Origin of the sequence: Streptomyces sp. NPDC001604 (genome assembly GCF_042893475.1) — a bacterium.
Lineage (GTDB): Bacteria > Actinomycetota > Actinomycetes > Streptomycetales > Streptomycetaceae > Streptomyces.
This window is the reverse complement of sequence record NZ_JBIAUY010000019.1, coordinates 73,223-98,129: the sequence shown is the minus strand read 5'-3', so window position 1 is coordinate 98,129 and position 24,907 is coordinate 73,223. Positions and strand designations below refer to the sequence as shown.

Sequence of the window (24,907 nt, the reverse complement as noted above, 5' to 3'; positions counted from 1 at the left end):
GTCTGAGGGTGCATCAGCCCATGGAACGGGCCATCCGCACTTGCCAATAGCCTTGCGTGCGGCGGTCGGCGGTGTATGCGGAATGACGGAATTTCACCGCCCGAACGAGGGTGCTCCACCGGTTCTCGACGGGGTGTTCGCCGGGGCCGCCGGAGCCCGGGCCGTCAGGGGTCCCCGTCATCCCCAGGTATGACACGGCGGATCCGGGTCCCTCCGAAGTCGCCCCCGGGAACCGGAACAGCGGCTGACTACACGGCGGACTCCGGCCACCACGATGGAACACGTCCCCTTCAAGACGTCGTCCCACGAGGAGTTCCTGCCCGTGACCACCACACCCGTCGCCGACCGGTCGACCACCACCGTGGCCGCACGAGCCACGGATCTCTCGAAGATCTACGGACAGGGCGAGACCCAGGTGGTCGCCCTCGACCGGGTCTCCGTCGACTTCCGGCAGGCCGAGTTCACCGCGATCATGGGCCCCTCCGGGTCGGGCAAGTCCACGCTGATGCACTGTGTGGCCGGTCTCGACACCTTCTCCTCCGGCTCCGTGCGCATCGGCGAGACCGAGCTGGGCTCGCTCAAGGACAAGCAGCTCACGAAGTTGCGCCGGGACAAGATCGGCTTCATCTTCCAGGCGTTCAACCTGCTGCCGACGCTGACGGCCCTGGAGAACATCACCCTGCCGATGGACATCGCGGGCCGTAAGCCCGACCGGCAGTGGCTGGAGAGGGTCATCGACATGGTGGGGCTGCGGGACCGTCTCGGTCACCGCCCGGCCCAGCTCTCCGGCGGCCAGCAGCAGCGCGTGGCCGTGGCCCGCGCCCTCGCCTCCCGGCCCGACATCATCTTCGGCGACGAGCCGACCGGAAACCTCGACTCCCGCTCCGGCGCCGAGGTACTGGGCTTCCTGCGCAACTCCGTGAGGGAGTTGGGGCAGACGGTGGTCATGGTGACCCACGACCCGGTGGCGGCGGCGTACGCGGACCGGGTGGTCTTCCTCGCGGACGGGCAGATCGTCGACCACATGCTGCAGCCGACAGCCGACAACGTGCTCGACTTCATGAAGCAGTTCGACGCGAAGGGCCGCACCGTCTGATGTTCCGCACAGCACTGCGCAACGTCTTCGCGCACAAGGCCAGGCTGCTGATGACCGTGCTCGCCGTCATGCTCGGCGTCGCGTTCGTCTCCGGCACGCTGGTCTTCACCAACACCATCTCCGACGCCTACCAGAACAGTTCGGCCAAGGGCTTCGACCGGGTCGACGTGGCCGTGCGGGCCAAGTCCCAGGAGGACAAGGGCAACACGATCAGCAAGACGCCCGAGCTGACCCAGGCCATGCTCGACAGGAGCACCAAGGTGCCGGGGGCCGCGTCCGCGGTCGGCGTCGTGAACGGCTTCACCGCCATCGCCGACAAGGACGGCAAGCTCATCGGCGGCGGCTTCCAGTCGCAGGGCGGCAACTACTGGGGCGACAAGGACGCCCGGTACCCGCTGAAGTCCGGCAGCGCACCGCACGGCGCGGACCAGGTCGCCATCGACGCGAAGACGGCCGAGCGCGCCGGGTACAAGGTCGGCGACAAGGTCCGGCTGTCCGTGAACGGCCCGGTCCTGACCCCGACCATCAGCGGCGTCTTCACGACCGACGACGGCAATGTCGCGGCGGGCGGCAGCCTCGCCCTCTACGACACGGCCACCGCACAGAAGCTGTTCGGCAAGCCGGGCACGTACGACGAGATCGATGTGAAGGCCGCCGCCGGCACCTCCCAGACCGCGCTGAAAGCCGGACTGGACAACGCGCTCGGGACGAAGCTCGTCGAGACCACCACCGGCAAGAAGCTCGCTGCCGACCAGGCCGAGCAGATCTCCGCGTCGATGAGCGGGCTGAAGCAGGGCCTGCTGGTTTTCGCCGGTATCGCGCTGTTCGTCGGCACGTTCATCATCGCCAACACCTTCACCATGCTGGTCGCCCAGCGCACCAAGGAACTGGCGCTGCTGCGCGCCGTCGGCGCCTCGCGTCGCCAGGTCACCCGGTCCGTGCTGATCGAGGCCTTCGTGGTCGGCGTGGTCGCAGGCGTCACCGGACTGGTCGCGGGCATCGGCATCGGCGCCGGACTGCGCTCCCTGATGAACACGCTGGGCGCCACCGTCCCGGACGGGCCCCTGATCGTCTCGCCCGGCACGGTCGCGAGCGCCCTCGCGGTGGGCGTCGTCATCACGATGCTGGCCGCCTGGCTGCCCGGCCGCCGGGCCGCGAAGATCCCGCCGGTCGCCGCGATGAGCAGCGTGCACGCCAAGGCGACCACCAAGTCGCTGGTGCTGCGCAACACGCTGGGCGCGCTGTTCGGTGCCGCGGGCGTCGCGACCGTCCTGGCGGCCACGACGATGGACGGCTCGGACGGCCAAGGGCCGATGGGTCTCGGCGCGGTCCTGCTCATCATCGGCGTCTTCATCCTCACGCCGTTGCTGTCCCGCCCGCTGATCGCGGCCGCGGCTCCGGTGCTGCGCGTCTTCGGCGTCTCCGGCAAGCTGGCCCGGCAGAACTCGGTGCGCAACCCGCGCCGTACGGCCGCCACAGCCTCCGCGCTGATGATCGGGCTCACCCTCATCACCGGTATGACGGTGATGGCGGGCAGCCTGCAGAAGTCGATCGACAAGATGGCCTCGTCCGCCATCAGGGCCGACTACGTCGTCTCCATGGCGAACGGCAACGAGCTCTCCCCGGACGTCGACAACAAGCTGAACTCCACCGCCGGGGTGACCGCCACCAGTCCCCTGCGCAACGTCTATTCGCGCATCGACGGCACGGGCGAGTCCCTGACCGGCGTGAACGGCCCGGCGATCGCCGAGCTGACCGACCTGAAGGTGGACAACGGCACCTTCAAGGTGGGCGGCACCCAGGTGACCGTCGACGAGGACACCGCCAAGTCCCACGGCTGGCAGGCGGGTTCGTCCTTCACCGCACACTACGAGGACGGCAGGTCCTCCCGTCTGACGGTCTCCGGGATCTACCAGGGCAACGACCTGATCCGGGGCATCCTGCTCGACAAGAACCTCGTCACCCCGCACATGACCGACCCGGGCGACATGCGGGTCCTGGTCAAGACGGCGGGCGGCGCCTCGGACGCGACCAAGGACAAGCTGGAGAAGGCCCTCGGCACCAACCCGGCCATCAAGGTCCAGAGCAAGCAGGACCTGTCGAACGACATCGCGCAGATGTTCACGCTGATGCTGAACATGCTCTACGGCCTGCTCGCCATGGCGGTGATCGTCGCGGTCCTCGGGGTCATCAACACCCTGGCCATGTCGGTCTTCGAACGCTCGCAGGAGATCGGCATGCTCCGCGCGATCGGCCTGGACCGCAAGGGCATCAAGCGGATGGTCCGCCTGGAGTCCCTCGTCATCTCGCTCTTCGGCGGGGTGCTCGGCATCGGCCTGGGCGTGTTCTTCGGCTGGGCGGCCGGTGAACTCCTCGGCACGAAGATGGCGACGTACGAACTGGTTCTGCCGTGGACCCGGATGGCCGTCTTCCTCCTGCTGGCGGCGACGGTCGGCGTCCTGGCGGCCCTGTGGCCGGCCCGCCGGGCGGCGCGGCTCAACATGCTGACGGCGATCAAGTCGGAGTAGCGGTACGACGCTCGGGGCCCCGTTCGCTCGCCGAACGGGGCCCCTTCGTACGTACGGGAATCACGCACCCCAGGTGCGGGCGCGCAGCGGCATCCCGGACTCTCCGCCCTCGGGTGTCCGCACCGCCAGCACCTGGTTGACGCCGATGCGGTTGCGCTCGAAGGCGAGGGCGCAGGCGGCCATGTACAGCCGCCAGACGCGGGCGCGGCCGGGCCCGGCCAGCCGCATCGCGCGGGGCCAGTCGGCCTCCAGGTTGGCCACCCAGCGGCGCAGGGTGAGCCCGTAGTGCTCGCGGATCGCCTCCACGTCCCGGACCTCGAACCCGGCGCGCTCCAGCTGCCCGACGGTGCTGCCGAGGGGGGCGAGTTCACCGTCGGGGAAGACATAGGCGTCGATGAACTCGTCGATGCTGTACGAGGACTCGTCGCGCTGCGGGCGCCGTGCGATCTGGTGGTTGAGCAGCCGCCCGCCGGGCTTCAGGAGGCGGTACAGGTCCTCGGCGTACTCCAAGTACCTTTCCGTGCCGACGTGTTCGGCCATGCCTACGGAGGCGATGGCGTCGTAGGGGTCGTCGGGGACGTCCCGGTAGTCCTGCACCCGGATCTCGACCCGGTCGGTCAGCCCCTCGTCCGCGACGCGCTTGCGGGCGTACGCGGCCTGTTCCTGCGACAGGGTGATGCCGACGACGTTCACGCCGTACTCGCGGGCGGCGTGGATGGCCAGGGAGCCCCAGCCGCAGCCGACGTCGAGCAGCCGCTGACCGGCTGTCAGGGCGAGTTTGTGGCAGATGAGTTCGAGCTTGTCGCGCTGGGCTTCTTCCAGGGTCGCGTCGGGGGCGGGCCAGTAGGCGCACGAGTAGACCATCGACGGGCCGAGGACGATCTCGTAGAAGTCGTTGCCGACGTCGTAGTGGTGGCTGATGGCGCGTTTGTCGCTGCGCTTGGTGTGCAGATGCGTGCGGGCTCTGCGGACCTCCTCGCGGGGCGGCGCGGGCGGCAGCGGGAGCCCGGCGATCTTCACCAGGCCGCGGGCGGCGGCGCGCACCTCGGGGTCGCGCACCATCTGCAGCAGGCTCCTGGCGTCCTCCCCGCGCTCCCACACGAGCTCCGACATCAGATCGAGGGCGGCGTAGAGATCCCCTTCGATGTCCAGGTCCCCGGCGACCCAGGCGCGGGCGAGCCCCAGCTCCCCCGGCTTGAACAGCAGCCGCCGTACCGCCCGCCGGTTCCGCACGACCAGTGCCGGTGCGCCCGGCGGCCCTGCCTGCGAACCGTCCCAGGCGCGGATGCGCACCGGGAGCGGGACCCCAAGCAACTGTTCGACGAGGCTCTTCAGCCGCTGAGCGGCGTCGGCCATGGCGCACACCTCCGTGACAGCACTCCCGGAATGTCCAACACCACGTATAAACAAAAAGGGGGTGCAGCGCAGTCCCCCGTTGGCGTTTGTCTTCCAGCCCGTCCGCCCCCGGAAACGCCGGAAGACCCCCCGCACCACGGACGGCGGGAGGTCTTCCGGTTGGATCAGCGACCGGAACCGGTCAGGAGGCCTTGGCCTCGGTCTTCTCCTTGGGCGCGGCGGCGACCGGGGCCGGCTTCGCGGCCTCGTAGAACTCCTCGCGCGGGTGCTCCATCGCGCCGAGGGAGACGACCTCGCGCTTGAGGAACATGCCGAGGGTCCAGTCGGCGAACACGCGCACCTTGCGGTTCCAGGTCGGCATGGCCAGACCGTGGTAGCCGCGGTGCATGTACCAGGCGAGACGGCCCTTGAGCTTGATCTTCATCTTGCCCATGACGATCATCGCGACGCCCTTGTGCAGGCCGAGACCCGCGACGGCGCCCTTGTTGCCGTGGCTGTAGTCCTTCTGCGGGAAGCCCCGCATACCGGAGATCACGTTGTCGCCGAGGACCTTGGCCTGGCGCAGCGCGTGCTGGGCGTTCGGCGGGCACCAGGCGTTCTCGTTGCCCGCCTTGCGGCCGACGAGGTCCGGGACCTGGGCGTTGTCGCCGGCGGCCCAGATGTAGTCGGTGCCCTGGACCTGGAGGGTCGGGGCGCAGTCGACGTGACCGCGGGGGCCGAGCGGCAGGCCGTAGCGGGACAGGACCGGGTTCGGCTTGACGCCGGCGGTCCAGACGATGGTGCTGGAGTCGACCTCGAGGCCGTTCTTCAGCACGACGTGGCCGTCGACGCAGGAGTCCATCGAGGTGGAGAGGTAGATCTCCACGCCGCGGCTCTCCAGGTGCTCCTTGCCGTAGGCGCCCAGCTTGGGGCCGACCTCGGGGAGGATCTTGTCGGCGGCGTCGACGAGGATGAAGCGCATGTCCTCGCGGGACACGTTCTTGTAGTACTTGGCCGCGTCGCGGGCCAGGTCCTCGACCTCACCGATGGTCTCGGCGCCGGCGAAACCGCCACCGACGAAGACGAAGGTGAGCGCCTTGCGGCGGATCTCCTCGTCGGTCGTGGAGTCGGCCTTGTCGAGCTGCTCGAGGACGTGGTTGCGCAGGCCGATGGCCTCCTCGATGCCCTTCATGCCGATGCCCTGCTCGGCGAGGCCGGGGATCGGGAAGGTGCGGGAGACCGCGCCGAGCGCGATCACCAGGTAGTCGAAGGGCAGCTCGTACGCCTCGCCGACCAGCGGGGCGATCGTGGCGACCTTGCGGTCCTGGTCGATGGTGGTGACCCGGCCGGTGAGGACCTCCGCCTTCGGCAGCACGCGTCGCAGCGGGACGACGACGTGGCGCGGGGAGATGTTGCCGGCGGCGGCTTCGGGGAGGAAGGGCTGGTAGGTCATGTACGACCGGGGGTCGACGACCGTGACGGTCGCCTCGCCGTAGCGCATCTTCTTGAGGATGCGCCGAGCTGCGTACAGGCCTACGTACCCACCGCCTACTACGAGGATCCTGGGACGCTCCGTGGTGCTCATGCCATCGAGTATCCACCTGCCCCAGGGGGGTCGCTCGTGCGCCCCTTCACAAGCTCTTGCAGGGGGTGTGTTATCCTCCGCGACTCGCTGCCGCGGGGTGGGTCGCGGCGAGGTCTCCGCGGGGCGTTACGTCCCGTTGTCAATGCCGCGTGAGCTGCCTCTCCGCGCCATCGGAGGTGCCGTGAGCCCTCCGCAACACCCCCTCGTGAGCGTCCTCCAGGGAAGCTTCCCATACCCCTTCTGAACACGTTCAAGGGCCTGTTCGGCCCCCGGAAGGCCCAACCGGCCCCTTTTCGTGCTTCCACAGGGCGGAATTCCTTGTGAAGAACTTCACGAACTTTCCTGGCGGCGTGTCGCCCAGGGGCCCCGGAAGGTCCCCTGGACACGCTCATACGCTATCCGACCTGCTCGTCCGAGAGCTACCGCTCGGTAACAATCGAGACCTACGCCACGACCCGACGGGCGGGGACGAAAAGCCACCTCCATGACTTCTCCAACAAAGGCCACAAGTCCTTCACACCGCTATAAGCTCCCGCTGCCACGCACCTCAAGGGGGAGGAACTCCATATGCGCGCACGTCTTGCTGCCTCGGCGATCACCGTCGCCCTCGCCGGCGTCCTCATCAGCGCACCGACCGCTTCCGCGGCCACTCTGCCTGCCACCAACACGGCCCACCACTGCGTCAGCCACACCACCGGCGTGTGCGGCTGGACGCACCACCAGCGGCCGAAGGACAAGTACGAGACGGCGAAGTGCAAGGACGCGACCCTGTCCTACTCGCGCCACTCGCAGGGCACCTGTTCGCACCACCACGGCGTCCGGTACTGGTTCAAGTAGGCCGCAGCAGCCGGATCGTCAGACGCCTTCCGCCACCTTGAAGGCGATCCCGTCGAGGATGTCGTGCTCGCTGACCACGACCTCCTCGGCGCCGATCCGCTCCATGATCGACAGCAGTACGAGGGCGCCCGCGGCGATCACGTCGACGCGTCCCGGGTGCATGGAGGGGACGGCCGCGCGCTCGGCGTGGGTGGAGTGCAGCAGCCACTCGGTGATCTCGCGGACCCTGTCGTGGGAGATCCGGGAGTGATGGATGCGCTGCGAGTCGTACTCGGGCAGCTCCTGAGCGATCGCCGACACGGTCGTCACCGACCCCGCCAGGCCGACCAGCGTGCGCGCCTCGCGCAGCGGGACCGTCTCCTCGGCGAGGTCGAGGGCCCGCTCGATGTCGGCCCGCATGGCCGCGATCTGCTCCTCGGTGGGCGGGTCGGTGACGGCGCCGTCCCGGACGAGATGCCGCTCGGTCATCCGCACGCACCCGACGTCGACGGAGCGCGCCGCGCGCACCCGCTCGTCGCCCACGACGAACTCGGTCGAGCCGCCGCCGATGTCGACCACCAGATAGGGACGGCCGAGGTCGTCACGCCCCTTCAGTTCCTTGGTCGCCCCGGTGAAGGAGAACTCCGCCTCCTGCTCGCCGGAGATGACCTCGGGCTCGACACCCAGGATGTCCACGACGCCCCGTACGAACTCGTCGCGGTTGGAGGCGTCCCGGGAGGCCGACGTGGCCACGAAGCGCACCTTGTCGGCACCCAGGTCGCGGATCACCTCCGCATACTCCCGGCAGGCCGCGAACGTCCGCTCCAGCGCCTCGGGGGCCAGCCGCCCGGTCCGGTCCACGTCCTGTCCGAGCCGCACGATCGTCATGCGCCGGTCGAGCTCCAGCAGTTCACCCGTCGCCGGGTTCACGTCCGCGACCAGGAGCCGGATGGAGTTCGTACCGCAGTCCACGGCCGCGACCCGGCTGAAGCCGGCGGGGACGAGCGGTGCGTACGCGAAGAAGCCGCTGCGGACCTCGGTGGGGTCGGTGACCTCACCCTCCTCACCCGGGTGCTCGTCCGCCGGGTCGGGCGCCACCAGCGGCTGCACGCACGGCCCCTTCAGCCACCACTCCGGCAGCATCGCGATCGCCTCGTCGCCCAGCGGGTTGACGCCCGGGCCCGCGGCCAGCGAGTGGCCCACCAGTACATGCAGGCACTTCACCCGGTCGGGCATACCGCCCGCGCTCGGGAAGCCCTCCAGGACCTCGATGGCGTCACGGCGCGCGATGTAGTCCTCGTGCGCGGCATGGTAGGCGGCGGCCAGCTCCGGGTCCGTCTGGAGCCGCTCCGTCATCTCCTTCATGACGCCGTTCGCCTCCAGCGTGCCGATCGCCGAGGCGGCACGGGGGCACGTCAGGTAGTACGTCGTCGGGAAGGGCGTGCCGTCCGGCAGTCGGGGGGCCGTCTCCACGACGTCCGGCTGGCCGCAGGGGCAGCGGTGCGCGATGGCGCGCAACCCGCGCGGCGGCCGCCCGAGCTGCCGCTTGAAGGCCTCGACATCGGCGTCGGTGGGCTCGGTGCGCGGGGTGGGCGGCGGGGGCGTATCCATGCCTGTACTGAATTCCTCTGTCGGTTCACTGGGCGGAGGCGTCGGACTTGTCGACCCCGTCCCAGACGTTCGTGTACCAGGGGCGGTGGCCCGCGCCCTGCTCGAAGCGCGACTGCTTGGCCACGCTGGGGTCGATCACGACGTAACTCGTCTCCCCGGGCAGCACATAGTGCAGCCGCAGCCGGATCTGCTGCTCGGCGTACTCGTCGTCCTGCCAGCGCGCCTTGAGGTCGCGCAGCTGCTCGACCCGCGCCGCGGCCTGCTCCTTCTGCCGCTGGAGATCGGCGATCTGGGAGCGCTGGGAGACGTACTGCCTCATGGGGTACGCCAGCGCCACCACCATCGAGCACAGCACCAGGGCGAGCAGCGCCGCCCGGCCGGTCAGCCGCGACCGGCGGGCCTGCCGCTTGGTCTGGGAGCGGTAGACCCGGGCCGCCGTCTGCTCGCCGAGCAGCCTGATCCTGGTCGCGGTGGAGAACCGGTCCCGGTCCTTCACGGCCATGTCCCCGCCTCCCGTCACACGTGCGTACGTCCCCGCACACGGTACGGGACCGGTACGGGGACGTACGTACGACTGGCTAAGGCTTAGCCCAGGTTGGGTCAGCCCTTGAAGCGCGGGAAGGCGCTGCGGCCCGCGTACTCCGCGGCGTCGTCGAGGATCTCCTCGATGCGCAGCAGCTGGTTGTACTTGGCGACGCGCTCGGAGCGGGCCGGGGCACCGGTCTTGATCTGACCGCAGTTGGTGGCGACGGCCAGGTCGGCGATGGTGACGTCCTCGGTCTCGCCGGAGCGGTGGGACATCATGCACTTGAAGCCGTTGCGCTGGGCCAGCTCGACGGCGTCCAGGGTCTCGGTGAGCGAGCCGATCTGGTTCACCTTGACGAGCAGGGCGTTGGCGGTGCCCTCCTCGATGCCGCGGGCGAGGCGCTCGGGGTTGGTGACGAACAGGTCGTCGCCGACGAGCTGCACCTTGTCGCCGAGGCGGTCGGTGATGACCTTCCAGCCGGCCCAGTCGTCCTCGAACAGCGGGTCCTCGATGGAGACGAGCGGGTAGGCCGCGACCAGCTCCTCGTAGTACTCCGTCATCTCCGCGGCGGAGCGCTCCTTGCCCTCGAAGAGGTACTTGCCGTCCTTGTAGAACTCGGAGGCGGCCACGTCGAGCGCGAGGGCGACCTGCTCGCCGGGGGCGTAGCCGGCTTCCTTGATGGCCTCGAGGATGAGGTCGAGGGCCTCGCGGTTGGAGCCGAGGTTCGGGGCGAAGCCGCCCTCGTCGCCGAGGCCGGTGGCCAGGCCCTTGCTCTTCAGGACCTTCTTCAGCGTGTGGTAGACCTCGGTGCCCCAGCGCAGGGCCTCGGAGAAGGACTCCGCGCCGATGGGGGCGATCATGAACTCCTGGATGTCCACGTTGGAGTCGGCGTGCGAGCCGCCGTTCAGGATGTTCATCATCGGCACCGGCAGCAGGTGCGCGTTCGGGCCGCCCAGGTAGCGGAAGAGCGGCAGGTCGCTGGCCTCCGAGGCGGCGTGGGCGACGGCGAGCGAGACGCCGAGGATGGCGTTGGCGCCGAGGGAGCCCTTGTTGTCGGTGGCGTCCAGGTCGAACATGGCCTGGTCGATCAGGCGCTGCTCGGTGGCGTCGTAGCCGACCAGCTCGGGGCCGATCTGCTCGATGACGGCGAGGACGGCCTTCTCGACACCCTTGCCCTGGTAGCGGTTGGGGTCACCGTCGCGGAGCTCGATGGCCTCGAAGGCGCCCGTGGAGGCGCCGGACGGGACGGCGGCACGACCCGTGCTGCCGTCGTCGAGGCCGACCTCGACCTCGACCGTGGGGTTGCCTCGGGAGTCCAGGATTTCCCGGGCTACGACGACGTCGATGGACGGCACGAGCATCTCCTTCTTGGATGTGACACGGCTACGGCAGTAGCGCGGTGGCTCTGCGGGACGAGCCTAACCGCCCGAGGCCGATCGGCCACGTTGCCGACCACCTCTTGGGCAGAACCGAGAGTAAATTGTTTCCGAACGGAACAAAGAGTGGGGACAAAGCAGGGGGCAAAAAGAAACCCCGCCCCGGTGCGTACGGGGGAACACGCACCGGAGCGGGGAGATCACGAGGCTGTCACTTGAGGTGCAGCTGCTGACCCGGGTAGATGAGGTTGGCGTCCTCGACGATGTCCTTGTTCAGCTTGAACAGCTTCTGCCAGCCGCCCTTGACGCCGTGCTTCTCGGCGATCGAGCTGAGGGTGTCGCCCTTGACGACCTTGTACTCGCCGTCACCCTTCTTGACCTTCTTGCCGGTCGGGGTGGTGACGGTCTTCGCGCTCTTCGTGCTCTCGGTCTTCGCGGCCGGGCGCTCGGCGGAGCGGGAAGCGGCCTGCGAGTCGGAGTGGGTGGTGTTCGTGGCGGGGGCGCTGCCGTTGTAGGCGGCACCGGACAGGCCCGTGCCGCAGACCGGCCAGGCGCCCTTGCCCTGCGCGGCGAGGACCTTCTCGGCGACGGCTATCTGCTGCGCCTTGCTGGCCTGGTTGGCCTGCGGGGCGTAGGCGGTGCCGCCGTACGCGGCCCAGGTGGAGGCGGAGAACTGCAGGCCGCCGTAGTAGCCGTTCCCGGTGTTGATGGACCAGTTGCCGCCGGACTCGCACTGGGCGACCTTGTCCCACTCGGAGGCGGTGGCGGCGGAAGCGTTGCCGGCCGCCATCAGCGGAGCGGCGATGGCGACGCCGGTGACGCCGGCCAGCGCGGCGACGCGGGTGGCCTTGGACGGACGGCGGTGCTTGCCCTTGCCGGAAAACAGCATGGTTCGATCCCCTCACCGACGCCTGCGAGGTGAGCTGTCGGGTTCGGGCCGGTTGAGTTGCCCGGCCGCGCTCTCGCTCTCACGAGACACGGCTACACCCCTAGCCGCCCGTCAACTGCCCGGGCCGGCACCTACCTTGGGTCCCCCGCTCCTGCCTACGGCGCTTTACGCGACGACTGTTCCCGTACGGCCGCTGGCAGGATTCGGCGTTGCGGCAGCCGGGGCTCGTGTTGACGAGCGGTGACGACGGTAGACACGCGATCCGTCGAATTTCAAAGACGATCAGGGCTTCTGAGACTCATCCCACACTTTCACTAAACCGGACATTCAGTGGCGAAGTGTGACGTGAACTCCCGTTGTTTTTCGCCCTATTCGGTACCGAGTTTCAGGGTCTGACCGGCGAAGATGTGGTTCGGGTCGGTGCCGATGGCGTTCTTGTTGGCGGCGTAGAGCGCACGCCACCCGCCGTCCAGGTCAAGGGAGTCGGCGATGGAGGCGAGGGTCTCACCGGCATGGACCGTGTACGTGTCGTGCGTGCCGCCGTCGGCCTCGGTCCTGTCGGCGGCCTTGTCGGCCGTCTCGTCGGCGCTGGCGCCACGGTGGCGGCCGGTGCCGGTCGTACCGGTGTCGACGAGGGTCCAAGTGGACGCCGGGGGCTCGAGATTGTCCGAGTCGTCCCCCTTCGCCTTGTCTGTCGACGAGCTGTCGGCACCCTGTGGGTCGCCCGTCGCCTTCTTGGACGCAGAGGTGGACGGCGAGGCGGATGTGCCGGATTCGGTGGAGTTGTCCGTCGCACTCGCGGAGGTCGAAGGGGAGGCACTGGAGGACGAGCCGGAGGACGAATCCGAAGAAGAGGACCTATCGGAAGCGCTGCCCGAGGAGTTGGACAGACCGGTCGAGTCGGACGCACCGGATGAATCAGACGAACCGGAACCGCCGCCCAGCACGCCGGTGTCGATGGCGGCCGAACCCGAGTCCTCGGTGAGCCCGGAGGTCAGTCCGCAGGTGTGGAAGGCGCCGACGCCCTGGTCGTCCAGGAGCTTCTCGGCGACGGCTATCTGCTGGTTGCGGCTGGCGAGGTCGGCCCTGGGGGCGTAGTCGAGCCCGCCGTACTTCTCCCAGTTCTCCTGGGTCAACTTGAGCCCGCCGTAGAACCCGTTGCCGCTGTTCTCACTCCAGGAGCCGCCGGTCTCGCACTGGGCGACCTTGTCCCACGTGGTGCCGTCGGCGGCGCTGGCGCCACCCGCGGCGAAGAGCGGGATCGCGATGGCGGAGCCGGTCACTCCGGCCGCGACGAGGATGGCCGGAGCCTGACGGGGGCGACGGTGTCGACCGTTCCCGGAGAGCATGCGGAGGCCTTTCGCGAGACAGCAATGACCGCGCGGCGCATGACACCGACAGGCGTTCGATACCGCCGCGCTGGTCCGTGAACGTAGCCGGTGTCGATCACTTGTCACAAGTTAATGCCGCGTAGATCACGTGAAGATCACAGACTTGAACGCGCATCATCTTTGACTCGTCAGCCGCGGCGGCGCATCCACCTGCGGGGTCCCGATACGGTCGTCCCGTGAACGTCCCCAACACCGCTCCCGAACTCTTCACCTGGGAATTCGCCGGCGACCCGTATCCGGCCTACGCCTGGCTGCGCGAGCACTCCCCCGTCCACTGGACGAGACTTCCCAGCGGGGTCGAGGCCTGGCTGGTGACCCGCTATGCCGACGCACGTCAGGCGCTCGCGGACGGGCGGCTCTCGAAGAACCCCGAGCATCACGCCGAGGACGCGCAGGGCAAGAGCAGGACCGGTATCCCGGGTGAGCGCAGCGCCAATCTCATGACGCATCTGCTCAATATCGACCCGCCGGACCACACCCGGCTGCGCCGCCTCGTCTCCAAGGCCTTCACCCCCCGGCGGGTGGCCGAATTCGCGCCGCGGGTGCAGGAGTTGACGGACGACCTCATCGACCGGTTCGCGCCGCACGGGCAGGCGGATCTCATCCACGACTTCGCCTTCCCCCTCCCCATCTACGCGATCTGCGATCTGCTCGGCGTCCCGCGCGAGGACCAGGACGACTTCCGCGACTGGGCGGGAATGATGATCCGGCACGGCGGCGGTCCGCGCGGCGGTGTCGCCCGCTCCGTGAAGAAGATCCGCGGCTATCTCGCCGAACTCATCCACCGCAAGCGCAGCGACCTCGGCGAGGACCTGATCTCGGGTCTCATCCGCGCCTCCGACCACGGCGAGCACCTGACCGAGAACGAGGCCGCCGCGATGTGCTTCGTGCTGCTCTTCGCCGGCTTCGAGACCACCATCAACCTGATCGGCAACGGGACCTATGCGCTGTTGCGCAACCCCGGGCAGCGGCAGCGGCTCCAGGAGTCGATCGGGCGCGGTGAGAGCGCACTGCTCGACACCGGTATAGAGGAGCTGCTCCGCTACGACGGCCCGGTGGAACTGGCCACCTGGCGCTTCGCCACCGAGCCGCTGACCATCGGCGGGCAGCGCATCGCCACCGGAGACCCCGTCCTGGTCGTCCTGGCCGCGGCGGACCGCGACCCGGCACGCTTCCCGGAGCCCGACACGCTCGATCTCTCCCGCCGGGACAACCAGCACCTCGGGTACGGCCACGGCATCCACTACTGTCTCGGCGCCCCCCTGGCCCGTCTCGAAGGCCGCACCGCCCTGGAGACGCTGCTGCGCCGCCTGCCCGATCTCGAGCTCGCCGCCGACCCCGCCGAGCTGCGCTGGCGGGGCGGGCTCATCATGCGCGGGCTAAGAGACCTGCCCGTGCGGTTCACCGCCGCCTGACCGGCTCCTGCCCTCCGTCTCCTTGATCGCGTCCCGGTAGGCCCGGGCGGCCGCCCGCAGCGCGGCCTCCGGGTCGACGCCCGCCGCCTCGGCGCGCACCGCCAGCGCGAGCAACTCGTAACCGACGCCCTCCGTTTGGGGCAGCGGCACGTCCAGGCCCGCCGTCCGCACCCGCGAGGCCAGCTTCGCCGCGAGGGCCAGGCCCGGCTGGCCCAGCGGGATGCCCTCCGTCACCGAGGTGCGCTGCTTCTCGACCGCCTTGGTGCGCAGCCAGTGCTCCTTGACCTCCTCGGGCGTGGCGGCGGTCTCGTCACCGAAGACGTGCGGGTGGCGGTGGATGAGCTTGGCGACGATGCCGGCGGCCACGTCGTCGACGGAGAAGGGGGCGTCCGGGTCCTCCTCGGCGATCCGGGCGTGGAAGACCACCTGGAGCAGGACGTCGCCCAGTTCCTCGCGCAGTTCCTCGCGGTCGCCCTCCTCGATCGCCTCGACGAGTTCGTACGCCTCCTCGATGCCGTACTTCGCCAGGCCCTTGTGGGTCTGCTGTGACGACCACGGGCACTCGGCGCGGATGCGGTCCATGACCTGGACGAGGTCCAGGAGGCGGGCGCCCGGGAGGTCGTAGGAGGCGGGGAGCAGCTCCAGCTCCGGCATCTGTATCCGTCCGGAGCCGGCTAGGCGGGCCAGGCCGTCGGTGAGGGCCGGCTCGCCCTCGCCGGTCGCGACCACCACGACCGTACGGCCGCCGGCGCACGCGTCGACCAGCTCCTCGGCGGTGGGGGCGGCCTCGTCGACCCGTATGCCCGCCTCCCGCAGGTACGGCAGCTGCGGGTGGGCGCCGTCCGAGCACAGCACCCGGTCGGCGGCGTGCAGGGCCTGCCAGGCGGGCCACGACAGCAGGCCGGGCGCGACGCGGTGGCTGGTGGTGAGCAGGACGATGCGGCCGGGGGCCTGTTCGGAGCTGGTTGCGTTCACGATCCGAACGTAACGCACACCGCCGACAGCCCCGGAAGTTGTCCACAGGGCTGTGGTCCGCCGGGCCGCCGTCCACAGGGGCGGCGGCCCCGGAGTGGACCGTTACGCCGTCTGCTGCGTCCCGGTCGCCGTGACCTCCCGCACCCACGGGGTCTTCGCGTCGACGCGGCTGCTCTTCTGGACGTCCCAGGTGCCGTAGCGCGGGTTGAGGTCGACGTGGAGTTCCTTGGACGCCTTGGACAGGGCGTTCCAGAAGGCCGGCTTGCTGGTGTCGGCGCCGAGGGCCTGGGCCAGCTTCTGGGCCTCGAGCTGGAGGCGCAGGTTCTCGTCGAGGCGCTGCGGGGCGACGCCGTACTGCTGGAGCCAGGCCGTCTGCAGCGCCTTGGAGCCGCCGACCTGCCGCTCGAGGCCGGAGCGCATCTGCTGGACCTCCTTGGGCGTGACGCTCACGCCCGCGTCCCGGGCGGCGCGGTGCAGCACCTGGTCGATGACCATTCCGTGCAGGGTGTCGCGGGTGAGGCTCGCGGTCTGCGAGACGGCCTGCTTGTACTGCGTGTCGTCCTTCACGGCGGCCCGCTGCGCCGCGCGCACCTCGTTCACCCGGGTCTCCAGCTGCGCCACGGTGATCCGCCGGCCGCCGACGACGGCTGCCGCACCGGGGTGCGCATCGCTTCCGCAGGCGGTCAGGAGGGGGGCCGCGGCGGCGATCGCGGCGGTGAGGACGAGCGCGGTGCGACGGCGGTGCAAGGGAGCCTCCCGAGGAGATTGTGCGACGGTGCACAAAGTCTTGCGGTGATCGATGGTAGGCAGTGGGTCGGCTGTGGCCAACCCATTCGACCAACGATTCACGGCGACTTCGGGCACCGCCGCGCCTCCGCGGGGCCGGGGCTCAGCCGGTGATGGCCACCGGGGCGTCCCATGCGTCGCGGTCCACGGTGATCGTGTAGCCGTTCCGCGTCTCCTTGCTGTTGACCAGGTACTGGTGACCGCGGCTGTGGTCCGTGTACTGGGTCGAGCCGAACGGCCAGTCCGTGGTCGTGGTGTTCTGCTTGTCCCACAGGGCGTACCAGAGGTTGCCCGGCAGGTCGGTCTTGTCGGTGGCGTTCGCGATGGCCTTCGCGCTGGAGCTGGTGAAGCCGTAGTAGCCGGCGCGGTACACCTTGGCGCGCAGTTCCTTGTCGAAGGCGCGGACATAGGTGAGCACGGCGTTGTTGCACGACGTGTTCGTGATGTCGTACGACTCCATGTCCAGGTAGATCGGGCTGCCGGCCTTCATGCCGAGCCCCGATGCCTTGGCCACGGCGTCGTCCGCGTCGGTCCTGCCGAGGGAGGCGGCCGTGGTGGCGGTGATCTTCTCGGGGCTGGAGCCGGACTGGCAGGGCGGCTGGGCGCCGACGTAGAGCGGGATGAGTTTCCAGCCGACCGTGCTGACCGACTTCACCCAGGAGGCGGTCAGGTTGGGCTGGGAGCAGCCGCGGTTCTTGCCGCCGACGTAGACGGCCGCGGCGCCGTAGAAGCCGGTGTGCCAGGCCTTCATCGCGGCCAGGGAGGGCGCGGCGCAGGTGTCGAAGGCGCGGCCGGTGTAGGTCTTCTGTGCGGGCCAGGTGGTGGCGGCCATGGAGTTCTGCGCGGCGAGGCCGGCTCCCGCGACCACGGCGGCACCGGCGGCGGCCCAGGTGATGTATCTGCGCTTCTTGGACTGCCGATGGCCGGCCATGTGTACCCCACCCCTGGTTGTGCGTCGGCTGCCTTGTGCGGTGCCCGGCGCAAAGCGGTGCGCCCGGCGTGATGCGGCGCCTGGCGTAAAACGAACGGAAACGTATCCGGCCGCGATCAAGCGTTCGGGAAAGGTAAGCCCCCAGAGGTCACAAGAATCCCTCAAGGATCGGTAAAAACTAGCCACGCACCTGCCCCAACCACCCCAACGTGCGGCGGATTTCGGCCACGAGCGGGTGTCCGGGACCGCGCAGGCGCTCCACGTCGAGCAGCAGCCGGGCGAGGGTGTCGTGGGCGGCTGCGCGGTCGCCGAGGGCGAGCAGGAGGTGCCCGATGCGGCGGCGGACGTCGTGGGCGAGCTCGGGGTCGCCGGCCACGTACTGGTTCTCGTAGTACGGCAGCAGCGCGCGGTACTCGGCGAGCGCGGCCGCCGGTTCGCCGAGCGACTCCAGGCACTGGGCGGCCTCGTAGCGGAAGCGCAGCGACTGCGGGTCGGCCTGGCCTGCCTCGGCGGCGCGTTCGTCGGCGAGGCGGCGCAGTTCGGGCAGTGCGCGCCGGTACTGGCCGTCGTCCATGAGGGTGGCCGCGTACTGCTTGCGCAGGGTGCGGACGACCGGCGAGTGCTCGCCGTGCTGTTCGGCGGCTGCGGGCAGGATCGCGCCGAGGATGTCGACGGCCTGGGTGATGCGGCCTTCGCCGAGGAGTCGCTTGACCTCGTCGACGGCGCGGGCGACGTCCGGTTTCTCTGCCTTCTCGACCGCCGGGGTGACCGGGGCGGGCTGGGGCGCGGGCGTGCGCGCGCGGTCCGGCCAGGGAGCGTGCGGGCGCAGGAAGGGGCGGGTGGGGTCGAGCGGCGCCCCGGTGGGCATCCCGCGCGCGGGCAGGAGCAGCGCCAGGTGCTCGTACACCTCCTGCGCGGAGGCCGGACGGTGCTGCGGGTCCTTCGCGAGCAGGCGCAGGACGAGGCCTTCGAGCGCCTCGGGGACCTCGGGGCGGATACGGCGGACGGGGACCGGGGCCTCGTACAGATGCCGGTGCAGTACGCCGAGCGCCGTGGAACCCGCGAACGGGACGTCGCCGCTGAGCAGTTCGTGCAGCAGCACACCGAGTGCGTACAGGTCGGTGTACGGGCCGACCGCACCACCCATGGCCTGCTCGGGCGCCATGTAGGCGGGTGAGCCGATGGGGGTGCCGGTGTGGGTCAGGCGGGTGGTGTCGGCGTCCATGACGGAGGCGACGCCCAGGTCGAGGACGGTGACGGTGCCGTCCTGCTTCACCATCACATTGCGGGGCTTGAGGTCGCGGTGGACGATCGGTACGGCGTGCACGGCGCTCAGCACGGCGCACAGCTGCGCGGCGACCGCCACCGCCCACTGCCACGGGTACGGGTCGTGTTCCGCGAGATGGTCGGAGAGGTCCGCGCCGTCGACGTACTGCATGACGAGGAACAGTTCCTCGCCCTCGCTGCCCGCGTCGTGCACGGTGACCAGGCCGGGGTGGTCGACCTGCGCGGTCACCCGGCACTCGCGCACGAAGCGGCGGCGCAGCTCGTCGGCCTCCTGCCCGGCCACCTTGTCGGGGCGCAGCAGCTTCACCGCCACGCGCCGGTCCAGCCGTTGGTCGTACGCCGTCCACACCTGGCCCATGCCGCCCTGCCCGATGAGCGTGGACAGCTCATAGCGGCCGGCGACGACCCGTCCTGCCGCCACGGTCACCTTCCGCCCTCGTGGTTGCCGTCCGGGTGGCCCGGGTGCCGGCGCAGATAGTCGCTGAGCTCGTCGAGTTCGGCGCGCACCTGGTCGATACGGGCGGGCGCGGGGCGCTGCGGCGGGGCGGGGACGGGCGGCTGGGGCGCGGGGGTGTGCGGCATCGGGGGCGCGGTGTACGGGGGTTGCGGTGTGCTCGGCACGGTGGTCGCGGTGAACGGCGACGCGGGCTGCGGATACCCGTAGCCCGGCGCGGCGGGCGGTCCCCCGGCGTAGAGCTGGTGGGGCCGGTGGAAGTGACGTATGTCCGCGTAGAGGTAGTAGCCCACGCAGGCCACCGCGTTCAGCAACAGGATGATCATGCCCGTGTTGCCGTTGGGGGTGCTGAAGTCGTCGGTGTGGTCGGTGCTCAGGAAGGCGAAGCTGATGCCGAGGACCACGACCGAGGCCGCGAAGATCCACCAGTCGGCGGCCCTGCGGGTGACGATCGCCGCGCGGAGCGTCGCCACCCACGCCAGGAACCCGATGCTGCACAGCGCCACCGCCACGAAGACCACGCGCAGCAGGACCAGCACCCCGGTCGAGGGTCGACGGGGCGGAGGCGCGGCGTAGCCGTGGCCCTGCATGGCTGCTCCTGGAGGCCTGGTGGGGACGAACATGAGTACCGGCACGAGTACTGAGTCCGAGCGTATAGGCCGACAAGGACAACGCGTCCCGGGTTGTACCGAACCGTTGCAGCGCTGGTCACGTCCCGGGACCGGGAACGCCTCGGTCCGGTCAGTCCGGTGCCACCGTCCCGTCCGTCAGCCCGTCGTACATCCCGCGCACGAGTTGCTCTCCGAGGCGGCCCGCGTGCCGCAGGGCGCGTTCGAAGTCGTCGAGGGCGCGGAAGCGTTCGCCGTAGCGCCGCTGTTCGTCCAGGGGGAGGCGGGGCAGTTGGAGACGGCGCACGTCGAGGCGGGTGGCCGTGGAGGCGTAGCTGCTGGCCTGGCGGTTGTTGGCGGTGCCGCGCAGGAAGCCGGCGAGGAACCAGGGGTCGAGCGCCGTGGGATCGGGGCGCAGGAGGACGAGGTTGCGCCCCAGGGCGGCGCCCGCGGTTGCGTCGTCGATCACGCGGGCCACCGAGCCGCCGCCGAGCACCGGCACGACGACGTCGCCCGGTTGCGTCAGCACGGCGTCCTCGTCGCTCTCGGGCAGGGCGCCGGAGGGGGCGGTCTGGGCGAAGACGTCGTGGTCGGTGAGGACGGGCACGCGCGCGTGGCCGCCGTTGCCGCCGGTGCGCAGCACCAGGGCGCCTCCGCGGGCGAGTTCACCGACGGTGGTGAACGGCCAGCGGGGCGCGGCCTGTGCGTGGTCCGCGGGCGGCGGGGTGAGCTCGGCGGCCAGCCGCAGGGTCTCGCCGAGGCGCTCGCGTACGGCGGTGAGCGCGCCGGCACCGTCGGCCGCGGCCGGGGGCGGCAGATGGCGGGCCGGCGCGAGGTCGACGTCGTCGTCGAGGAGGTCGATGACGGGGAGGGAGCGGGCCAGGCCCGGGCGTTCGTCGAGCGTTCCGGCACGGTCGAAGGCGCCCCAGGCGTCGAGCACGGCCTCGCGCACGGCCCGCCAGTCGGGCCCGCCGCGTCCCTCGGTGGCGTACTGCCCGGTGTCGACGAGCAGCACCTCGGGCTGGCCGGGCGCCTTGTCGGGGCGGCGCAGCACCCACAGGTGCAGCGGGATGTTGTACGGGGGTGCCGCGCCGAGGGGCAGGGCGACGACGGCGCGCAGTGCGCCGCGGCGCAGCAGGTCGGCGCGGATACGGCGGCCGGAGCGCCGGGAGGCGGCGGCGGGCGGCATGAGCAGGACGGCGGTGCCGCCGTCGCGGAGGCGGGCGAGGGCGTGCTGGGCCCAGGCCAGCTCGGATTCGTTGCGGGCCGGGAAGCCGTACTCCCAGCGGGGGTCGTAGGCGAGTTCGTCGTGGCCCCAGTTGCGTTCGTTGAACGGCGGGTGGCACAGGACGGCGTCGGCGCGCAGCCCGGGGTAGGCGTCGGCGCGCAGGGTGTCGCCCGCGGCACCGCGCACGGTCGCGGGCGTGTGCAGGGCGAGGCGCAGGGCGGTGAGCGCGGCGAGGTCGGGGGCGCTGTCCTGGGCGTAGAGCTCCTGATCGGGTCTGGGGGTGACGGCGCGCAGGAGGGCGCCGGTGCCGCAGGCGGGGTCGAGGAGGGTGCGGGCGGTACCTGCCAGGTCGGCCATGAGGCCGGCGAGTTCGGTGGGCGTGAGCGTGTACTGGCGCGGGTTGGCGTCGAGGTGGCGGCCGAGGAGGAACTCGAAGGTCTGGCGGGCGCCTGATGCGGCGGCGAGTTCGGCGACGCCGCGCAGGAGGGGCGCGGAGGGGAGGAGTTGGGGGCCGGAGGGGGCTTGCACGGCAGGTGGTGTGGGGGCGGTGGCGGGCGTGTGGGCGGCGGTGACCGTGTTCACGGCGAGCGGGGAGTTCACAGCCTGCGGGGAGTTCACACTCGGCACCGCACCTCCGGCCGATCCGCTGTGAACACCGCGCCCTCGGGCCGCCGCACCGAAGCGCGGCACCAGGACGTCCTCCAGCACCCCCGTCAACATCGCCGCCAGCCGCTCGTCGGACCCCGCGCTCGCCTCCAGCCAGACGGTCGGCCGGTCGTGGATGAGCAGCAGCACACAGCCGGCGTGGATCAGCGCCGTGACGGGGCCCTCGGGATGCCCGGCGAGCTGCTGCCAGACGCGTTCACGGAGTGGCACCTCGGCGAGTTTGCCCTGCTTGCGCAGCCAGGCCTCGATTTCGGCGAGCGCGAAGGACGGGCTCGTCTCGGTGCCGCCGACGGGCTTGGGGAAGTCGGCGTGGCGGCGGCGCCAGTTGCTGACGGCGGCGCGGCCGACGCCGGCCAGCCGTGCGATCCCGGCGGCGGTCACCTCTGTCGCGTTGTCCTGCACCCGCCGGCTCCCCTCGTTGTCGCAGTGTGACGCCGAGCATACCGACGCACGCAAGATCCATGCATTCACGGCCGTGTACACCCCCAACCCCGTGAATCGTGTTGACTCGGTTCACAGCCTCTGCTCTTATTGACCCAGCGAACACCGTGAACGGCAGAAGCCGGGCAACGGCAGTTCGCCACATCCGAACGTCCGAGGGGGGACACCGTCATGGGCATGAAGGGCAAGCTCACGCTGGGCGCCGTCGTGGGGGTCGTGGTCATCGGCGTCGTATCGGCGAACGCAGGTGACAAGGGAAGCGGCTCCGCCTCCGACTCCGGCAAGAACTCCTCGGCCTCCGCGCAGCACGATTCCCGCAGCGGGAAGGCACAGGCAGCCGAGAAGAAGGCCGCCTTCGCGGGTGACGGCGACTTCCGGGTCGGCTCGGACGTCAAGCCCGGCACCTACCGCACCACCGGCAACACCGACGGCATGTGCTACTGGGAGCGCGCCAAGGACGCCAAGGGCGAGATGGACTCGATCCTGGCCAACGACAACGTGCGCGGCACCGGTTACGTCACCGTCAAGGCCACGGACAAGCTCTTCAAGTCCAACGGCTGCAAGGACTGGGAGGCCGTCGACGCCAAGGCGAAGGGCACGCCCGCCGCCGGGATGGCCGGTGACGGCGGGATGTTCAGAGTCGGCTCCGACATCGTCCCCGGCACCTACAGGTCCACCGGCAACAAGGACGACTCCTGCTACTGGGAGCGGACCAAGGACGCCGACCACTCGCTCCACTCGATCATCGCGAACAACAACGTGACCGGCACGGCCGTCGTCACGATCAGCCCGGGCGACGCCTACTTCAAGACCACCGGTTGCGGTGACTGGAAGAAGGCGGCCTGACCCTGCTCCTCCCGTGACCGCCGGGCGCGGCGCGGGCGCCCGGCACGGCGCCGGGTCCCCGGCCGCCCCCCACCTGGGGTTCGGCCGTCCCGCCCGCACGCTTACGCTTACCGCTCGCCGCTCACCGAGCCGTTCCACCGGCTTCCACGGGCGGCCCCACTCCCCACGCCCCGGGCCGCCTCCGGCCCTTGCACGGCATGCCGTGCGCTCCCCCGTTTCAACACCATCCTTTGAAGGACTGTCATGCGTCTCTCGCCCCGTGTCGCCACCCTGCTCGCCGTCGCGGCCCTCCCCTTGGCCCTCACCGCCTGCTCGTCCGGCTCCTCCTCCGACCAGGGGGGCGCGGCTTCCTCCGGCAAGGCGGCCGCGGCCAAGACGAAGGACCCCAACGCCTCTCTGCCCACCGGTACGCAGCTGAAGAAGGCGCTGGCGCCCGCGTCGGCCTTCCCCGCCGGGCTCACCATCGAGGCCGACGGCTCCTCGGACACCGGCGACACCCTCCTCTCCCCGTCCGCCAAGAAGAGCGGGAAGCCGGACTGCACGAGGCTGGAAGCCACGTCCTGGATCCAGGTGAGCGGCTACAAGGGGGGCGTGTCGTTCGCGCAGAACGACTACGCGAGCAAGGACAAGACGCAGGAGGTCGCCCAGGAGATCGACACCTTCCAGGGCACCACGGCCGCCGCGGTGATGAAGAGCCTGCAGTCCGTCGCCGCCGAGTGCGCCACGTTCACGGACACCGACGCGCACGCCAAGGTGAAGCTCACCGGCAAGTCCACGTCCGGGCTCGGCGACGAGGCCTACACGATGACGCTGACGAGCGGCACCTGGCAGAACGGCACCACGCTGATCGCGGCCCGGTCCGGCAACTCGGTGGTCACCGTGCTGTCCACCGCGGGCAGCGACAACGGCGCCGCGTCCGCGAAGAAGGTGACGACGACGGTCCTCGCGGCGCTGAAGAAGCAGGCGTAAACCGGGCTCCTGCCCGGTTCCGGTCAGTCGGCGCGGAACCGGGCCGGCGCCTCGGTCGGGTTGCCGCCGGAGGGGAGTTTCTGCCCCGGGCAGGTCCTGAGGACCTTCTCCATCGCGGACTTCTCGGCGGCGGTCACCCACAGCTCGTACTTCTTCTTCACCGCGACCTGGGCGGCGACATAGGTGCACCGGTAGGCCTTGTTGGGCGGCACCCAGGTCGCGGTGTCGCCGTCGCCCTTGGCGCGGTTGGCGCTCGCGTCGACAGCGAGGAGGTTGAGCGGGTCGTTGGCGAGGGCTATGCGCTTGCGCGCGTCCCAGTACTTGGCGCCCTTCTGCCAGGCGTCGGAGAGGGCGACCAGGTGGTCGATGTCGACGAGGCTGCGGCCGCGCCGGTAGGTCACCTTCTGGCCGGAGTACGGGTCCGACTCCAGGACGCCGTACGACACCTTGCACTTGCCGTCGCTGAACTTCACGTCGTCCAGGTCCCGTTTGAGGATGTCGTCACGGGTGTCGCAGCTGTTGGAGTCGGTGTCCGCCCAGGCGGCGCCGAACCTGTCCCGGGCGTAACCCGTCTTCGGCGCGCGCCCCTTCACGGTCAGCGACTCGGCGGCCGTGAGGGCGGCGCCCCCGCCGCCGGTCTCCTGCGGTCCACCGGATCCCGTCCTGGTCTCCGCCTTGCATCCGGCCACGGCGAACACCAGCACCATGGCGGCCGCCGCCCCGCCCCTCAGACGCCTCACGCTATGCCCTCCCCTTGCTGCACGATCCGCCCCCGCACGGGCGGTCTTCTCTCGTACGCATGTCCCGTACGACTGTCCGCACACCGTAGCGAGAGGGCGCACGGGGGCACTCATGAGGTCCAGACCAGAACCGTCCCAAGTGGGCACATGTCACATATCGGCCGTATCGTCGTTGCTGAGCCATCTCGGGAAGGAGCTCTGAATGGGCATCTTCGACAGGTTCAAGAGCAACCGCCAGCTGCAGGACAAGGCCAAGGACATGTCCGACGCGGCGGAACGCAAGGCCAACGAGAGAACGGGCAACAAGTACGAGAACCAGGTCGACGACGCCCAGCAGCGCATCGAGGGGCAGCTCGGCATGGATCGCGACAGGCCCGAACAGCCGTAGAACCAGGGCCGTACGGCCAC

The 24,907-nt window shown here is 70.3% G+C and carries 21 protein-coding genes, 1 pseudogene and 1 riboswitch; of the genes and pseudogenes, 7 read left to right on the top strand and 15 right to left on the bottom strand.

Features of this window, described 5'->3' with window-relative positions; genetic code table 11:
* Nucleotides 1-322: 322 nt before the first annotated feature.
* Nucleotides 323-1,096 carry an ABC transporter ATP-binding protein gene (locus tag ACFY1E_RS37825; protein ID WP_389084492.1) on the top strand — a complete coding sequence of 258 codons (774 nt, stop codon included), beginning with the start codon at nucleotides 323-325 and terminating at the stop codon, nucleotides 1,094-1,096.
* A complete protein-coding gene (locus ACFY1E_RS37820; RefSeq protein WP_389084490.1) occupies nucleotides 1,096-3,624 on the top strand; it encodes an ABC transporter permease in 2,529 nt (842 codons plus the stop codon). Before ACFY1E_RS37825 ends, ACFY1E_RS37820 begins: the two co-directional genes overlap by 1 nt.
* A 60-nt stretch (nucleotides 3,625-3,684) precedes the next feature.
* Here the strand turns inward: ACFY1E_RS37820 and ACFY1E_RS37815 are convergent, their stop codons facing one another.
* The gene (locus ACFY1E_RS37815) at nucleotides 3,685-4,980 is read right to left on the bottom strand and encodes a class I SAM-dependent methyltransferase (RefSeq protein WP_389084487.1); all 1,296 of its coding nucleotides are present in this window, start codon (nucleotides 4,978-4,980) and stop codon (nucleotides 3,685-3,687) included.
* 181 nt (nucleotides 4,981-5,161) lie between these two features.
* Nucleotides 5,162-6,544, bottom strand: coding sequence for an NAD(P)/FAD-dependent oxidoreductase (locus ACFY1E_RS37810; RefSeq protein ID WP_115907743.1), 1,383 nt, complete (start codon nucleotides 6,542-6,544; stop codon nucleotides 5,162-5,164).
* A gap of 567 nt (nucleotides 6,545-7,111) precedes the next feature.
* On the opposite strand from ACFY1E_RS37810, the gene ACFY1E_RS37805 reads away from it, so the two are divergent.
* Nucleotides 7,112-7,381: a DUF3761 domain-containing protein gene (locus ACFY1E_RS37805; RefSeq protein ID WP_389084485.1), complete on the top strand. Its 270-nt coding sequence runs from the start codon at nucleotides 7,112-7,114 to the stop codon at nucleotides 7,379-7,381.
* Nucleotides 7,382-7,399: 18 nt separating this feature from the next.
* Here ACFY1E_RS37805 and ACFY1E_RS37800 read toward each other — a convergent pair whose 3' ends face one another.
* The 6 genes and pseudogenes from ACFY1E_RS37800 to ACFY1E_RS37775 all read right to left on the bottom strand — a co-directional run bounded on the left by ACFY1E_RS37800 (nucleotide 7,400) and on the right by ACFY1E_RS37775 (nucleotide 13,111).
* Nucleotides 7,400-8,332, bottom strand: a complete 933-nt coding sequence (locus tag ACFY1E_RS37800; protein WP_389084690.1) for an exopolyphosphatase — start codon at nucleotides 8,330-8,332, stop codon at nucleotides 7,400-7,402.
* Nucleotides 8,333-8,569: 237 nt separating this feature from the next.
* A pseudogene (locus tag ACFY1E_RS37795) lies at nucleotides 8,570-8,971 on the bottom strand (DUF501 domain-containing protein); the annotation flags it as partial.
* A 25-nt stretch (nucleotides 8,972-8,996) separates the two neighbouring features.
* A complete protein-coding gene (locus ACFY1E_RS37790) occupies nucleotides 8,997-9,473 on the bottom strand; it encodes a septum formation initiator family protein (protein ID WP_389084483.1) in 477 nt (158 codons plus the stop codon).
* A 98-nt stretch (nucleotides 9,474-9,571) separates the two neighbouring features.
* A complete protein-coding gene (eno, locus tag ACFY1E_RS37785; RefSeq protein ID WP_389084480.1) occupies nucleotides 9,572-10,858 on the bottom strand; it encodes a phosphopyruvate hydratase in 1,287 nt (428 codons plus the stop codon).
* A gap of 226 nt (nucleotides 10,859-11,084) precedes the next feature.
* Nucleotides 11,085-11,762 carry a transglycosylase family protein gene (locus tag ACFY1E_RS37780; protein WP_389084478.1) on the bottom strand — a complete coding sequence of 226 codons (678 nt, stop codon included), beginning with the start codon at nucleotides 11,760-11,762 and terminating at the stop codon, nucleotides 11,085-11,087.
* A gap of 4 nt (nucleotides 11,763-11,766) precedes the next feature.
* A riboswitch (cyclic di-AMP (ydaO/yuaA leader) is annotated at nucleotides 11,767-11,935 on the bottom strand.
* A gap of 195 nt (nucleotides 11,936-12,130) precedes the next feature.
* Complete coding sequence (locus tag ACFY1E_RS37775) at nucleotides 12,131-13,111, bottom strand: transglycosylase family protein (RefSeq protein ID WP_389084476.1); 981 nt, start codon at nucleotides 13,109-13,111, stop codon at nucleotides 12,131-12,133.
* A gap of 218 nt (nucleotides 13,112-13,329) precedes the next feature.
* Between ACFY1E_RS37775 and ACFY1E_RS37770 the strand changes: the two genes are divergently transcribed.
* On the top strand, nucleotides 13,330-14,568 hold the full coding sequence (locus ACFY1E_RS37770) for a cytochrome P450 (RefSeq protein WP_389084473.1): 1,239 nt from the start codon (nucleotides 13,330-13,332) through the stop codon (nucleotides 14,566-14,568).
* Here the strand turns inward: ACFY1E_RS37770 and ACFY1E_RS37765 are convergent.
* The 6 genes from ACFY1E_RS37765 to ACFY1E_RS37740 all read right to left on the bottom strand — a co-directional run bounded on the left by ACFY1E_RS37765 (nucleotide 14,533) and on the right by ACFY1E_RS37740 (nucleotide 21,905).
* The gene (locus ACFY1E_RS37765; RefSeq protein ID WP_389084471.1) at nucleotides 14,533-15,543 is read right to left on the bottom strand and encodes a nucleoside triphosphate pyrophosphohydrolase; all 1,011 of its coding nucleotides are present in this window, start codon (nucleotides 15,541-15,543) and stop codon (nucleotides 14,533-14,535) included. The two genes, ACFY1E_RS37770 and ACFY1E_RS37765, sit on opposite strands and share 36 nt — an antisense overlap.
* A gap of 102 nt (nucleotides 15,544-15,645) precedes the next feature.
* Nucleotides 15,646-16,290: a SurA N-terminal domain-containing protein gene (locus ACFY1E_RS37760; RefSeq protein WP_389084468.1), complete on the bottom strand. Its 645-nt coding sequence runs from the start codon at nucleotides 16,288-16,290 to the stop codon at nucleotides 15,646-15,648.
* Nucleotides 16,291-16,432: 142 nt separating this feature from the next.
* Nucleotides 16,433-17,260, bottom strand: a complete 828-nt coding sequence (locus tag ACFY1E_RS37755) for a glycoside hydrolase domain-containing protein (protein WP_389084466.1) — start codon at nucleotides 17,258-17,260, stop codon at nucleotides 16,433-16,435.
* Nucleotides 17,261-17,438: 178 nt separating this feature from the next.
* Nucleotides 17,439-18,932, bottom strand: a complete 1,494-nt coding sequence (locus ACFY1E_RS37750) for a protein kinase (RefSeq protein WP_389084687.1) — start codon at nucleotides 18,930-18,932, stop codon at nucleotides 17,439-17,441.
* Between the two features lie 38 nt (nucleotides 18,933-18,970).
* The gene (locus tag ACFY1E_RS37745; RefSeq protein WP_389084463.1) at nucleotides 18,971-19,591 is read right to left on the bottom strand and encodes a hypothetical protein; all 621 of its coding nucleotides are present in this window, start codon (nucleotides 19,589-19,591) and stop codon (nucleotides 18,971-18,973) included.
* Between the two features lie 151 nt (nucleotides 19,592-19,742).
* Nucleotides 19,743-21,905, bottom strand: a complete 2,163-nt coding sequence (locus tag ACFY1E_RS37740) for an N-6 DNA methylase (protein ID WP_389084461.1) — start codon at nucleotides 21,903-21,905, stop codon at nucleotides 19,743-19,745.
* A gap of 210 nt (nucleotides 21,906-22,115) precedes the next feature.
* Between ACFY1E_RS37740 and ACFY1E_RS37735 the strand changes: the two genes are divergently transcribed.
* The gene (locus ACFY1E_RS37735; RefSeq protein WP_389084458.1) at nucleotides 22,116-22,790 is read left to right on the top strand and encodes a hypothetical protein; all 675 of its coding nucleotides are present in this window, start codon (nucleotides 22,116-22,118) and stop codon (nucleotides 22,788-22,790) included.
* Between the two features lie 243 nt (nucleotides 22,791-23,033).
* Nucleotides 23,034-23,759: a hypothetical protein gene (locus ACFY1E_RS37730; RefSeq protein ID WP_389084456.1), complete on the top strand. Its 726-nt coding sequence runs from the start codon at nucleotides 23,034-23,036 to the stop codon at nucleotides 23,757-23,759.
* A gap of 23 nt (nucleotides 23,760-23,782) precedes the next feature.
* On the opposite strand, the gene ACFY1E_RS37725 is transcribed toward ACFY1E_RS37730, so the two are convergent.
* Nucleotides 23,783-24,466, bottom strand: coding sequence for an HNH endonuclease family protein (locus ACFY1E_RS37725; RefSeq protein WP_389084685.1), 684 nt, complete (start codon nucleotides 24,464-24,466; stop codon nucleotides 23,783-23,785).
* A gap of 235 nt (nucleotides 24,467-24,701) precedes the next feature.
* Between ACFY1E_RS37725 and ACFY1E_RS37720 the strand changes: the two genes are divergently transcribed.
* Entirely contained in the window at nucleotides 24,702-24,887 is a 186-nt protein-coding gene (locus ACFY1E_RS37720) for an antitoxin (RefSeq protein ID WP_389084454.1), read from the top strand.
* Nucleotides 24,888-24,907 lie beyond the last annotated feature (20 nt).

What these genes read in the sequence shown, in the direction of transcription:
- ACFY1E_RS37745 (WP_389084463.1), bottom strand. Translation starts at nt 19,591, where the DNA reads ATGCAGGGCCACGGCTACGCCGCGCCTCCGCCCCGTCGACCCTCGACC.
- ACFY1E_RS37730 (WP_389084456.1), top strand. Translation starts at nt 23,034, where the DNA reads ATGCGTCTCTCGCCCCGTGTCGCCACCCTGCTCGCCGTCGCGGCCCTC.
- ACFY1E_RS37810 (WP_115907743.1), bottom strand. Translation starts at nt 6,544, where the DNA reads ATGAGCACCACGGAGCGTCCCAGGATCCTCGTAGTAGGCGGTGGGTAC.
- ACFY1E_RS37815 (WP_389084487.1), bottom strand. Translation starts at nt 4,980, where the DNA reads ATGGCCGACGCCGCTCAGCGGCTGAAGAGCCTCGTCGAACAGTTGCTT.
- ACFY1E_RS37805 (WP_389084485.1), top strand. Translation starts at nt 7,112, where the DNA reads ATGCGCGCACGTCTTGCTGCCTCGGCGATCACCGTCGCCCTCGCCGGC.
- ACFY1E_RS37780 (WP_389084478.1), bottom strand. Translation starts at nt 11,762, where the DNA reads ATGCTGTTTTCCGGCAAGGGCAAGCACCGCCGTCCGTCCAAGGCCACC.
- eno (WP_389084480.1), bottom strand. Translation starts at nt 10,858, where the DNA reads ATGCTCGTGCCGTCCATCGACGTCGTCGTAGCCCGGGAAATCCTGGAC.
- ACFY1E_RS37725 (WP_389084685.1), bottom strand. Translation starts at nt 24,466, where the DNA reads ATGGTGCTGGTGTTCGCCGTGGCCGGATGCAAGGCGGAGACCAGGACG.
- ACFY1E_RS37790 (WP_389084483.1), bottom strand. Translation starts at nt 9,473, where the DNA reads ATGGCCGTGAAGGACCGGGACCGGTTCTCCACCGCGACCAGGATCAGG.
- ACFY1E_RS37755 (WP_389084466.1), bottom strand. Translation starts at nt 17,260, where the DNA reads ATGGCCGGCCATCGGCAGTCCAAGAAGCGCAGATACATCACCTGGGCC.
- ACFY1E_RS37720 (WP_389084454.1), top strand. Translation starts at nt 24,702, where the DNA reads ATGGGCATCTTCGACAGGTTCAAGAGCAACCGCCAGCTGCAGGACAAG.
- ACFY1E_RS37820 (WP_389084490.1), top strand. Translation starts at nt 1,096, where the DNA reads ATGTTCCGCACAGCACTGCGCAACGTCTTCGCGCACAAGGCCAGGCTG.
- ACFY1E_RS37775 (WP_389084476.1), bottom strand. Translation starts at nt 13,111, where the DNA reads ATGCTCTCCGGGAACGGTCGACACCGTCGCCCCCGTCAGGCTCCGGCC.
- ACFY1E_RS37735 (WP_389084458.1), top strand. Translation starts at nt 22,116, where the DNA reads ATGGGCATGAAGGGCAAGCTCACGCTGGGCGCCGTCGTGGGGGTCGTG.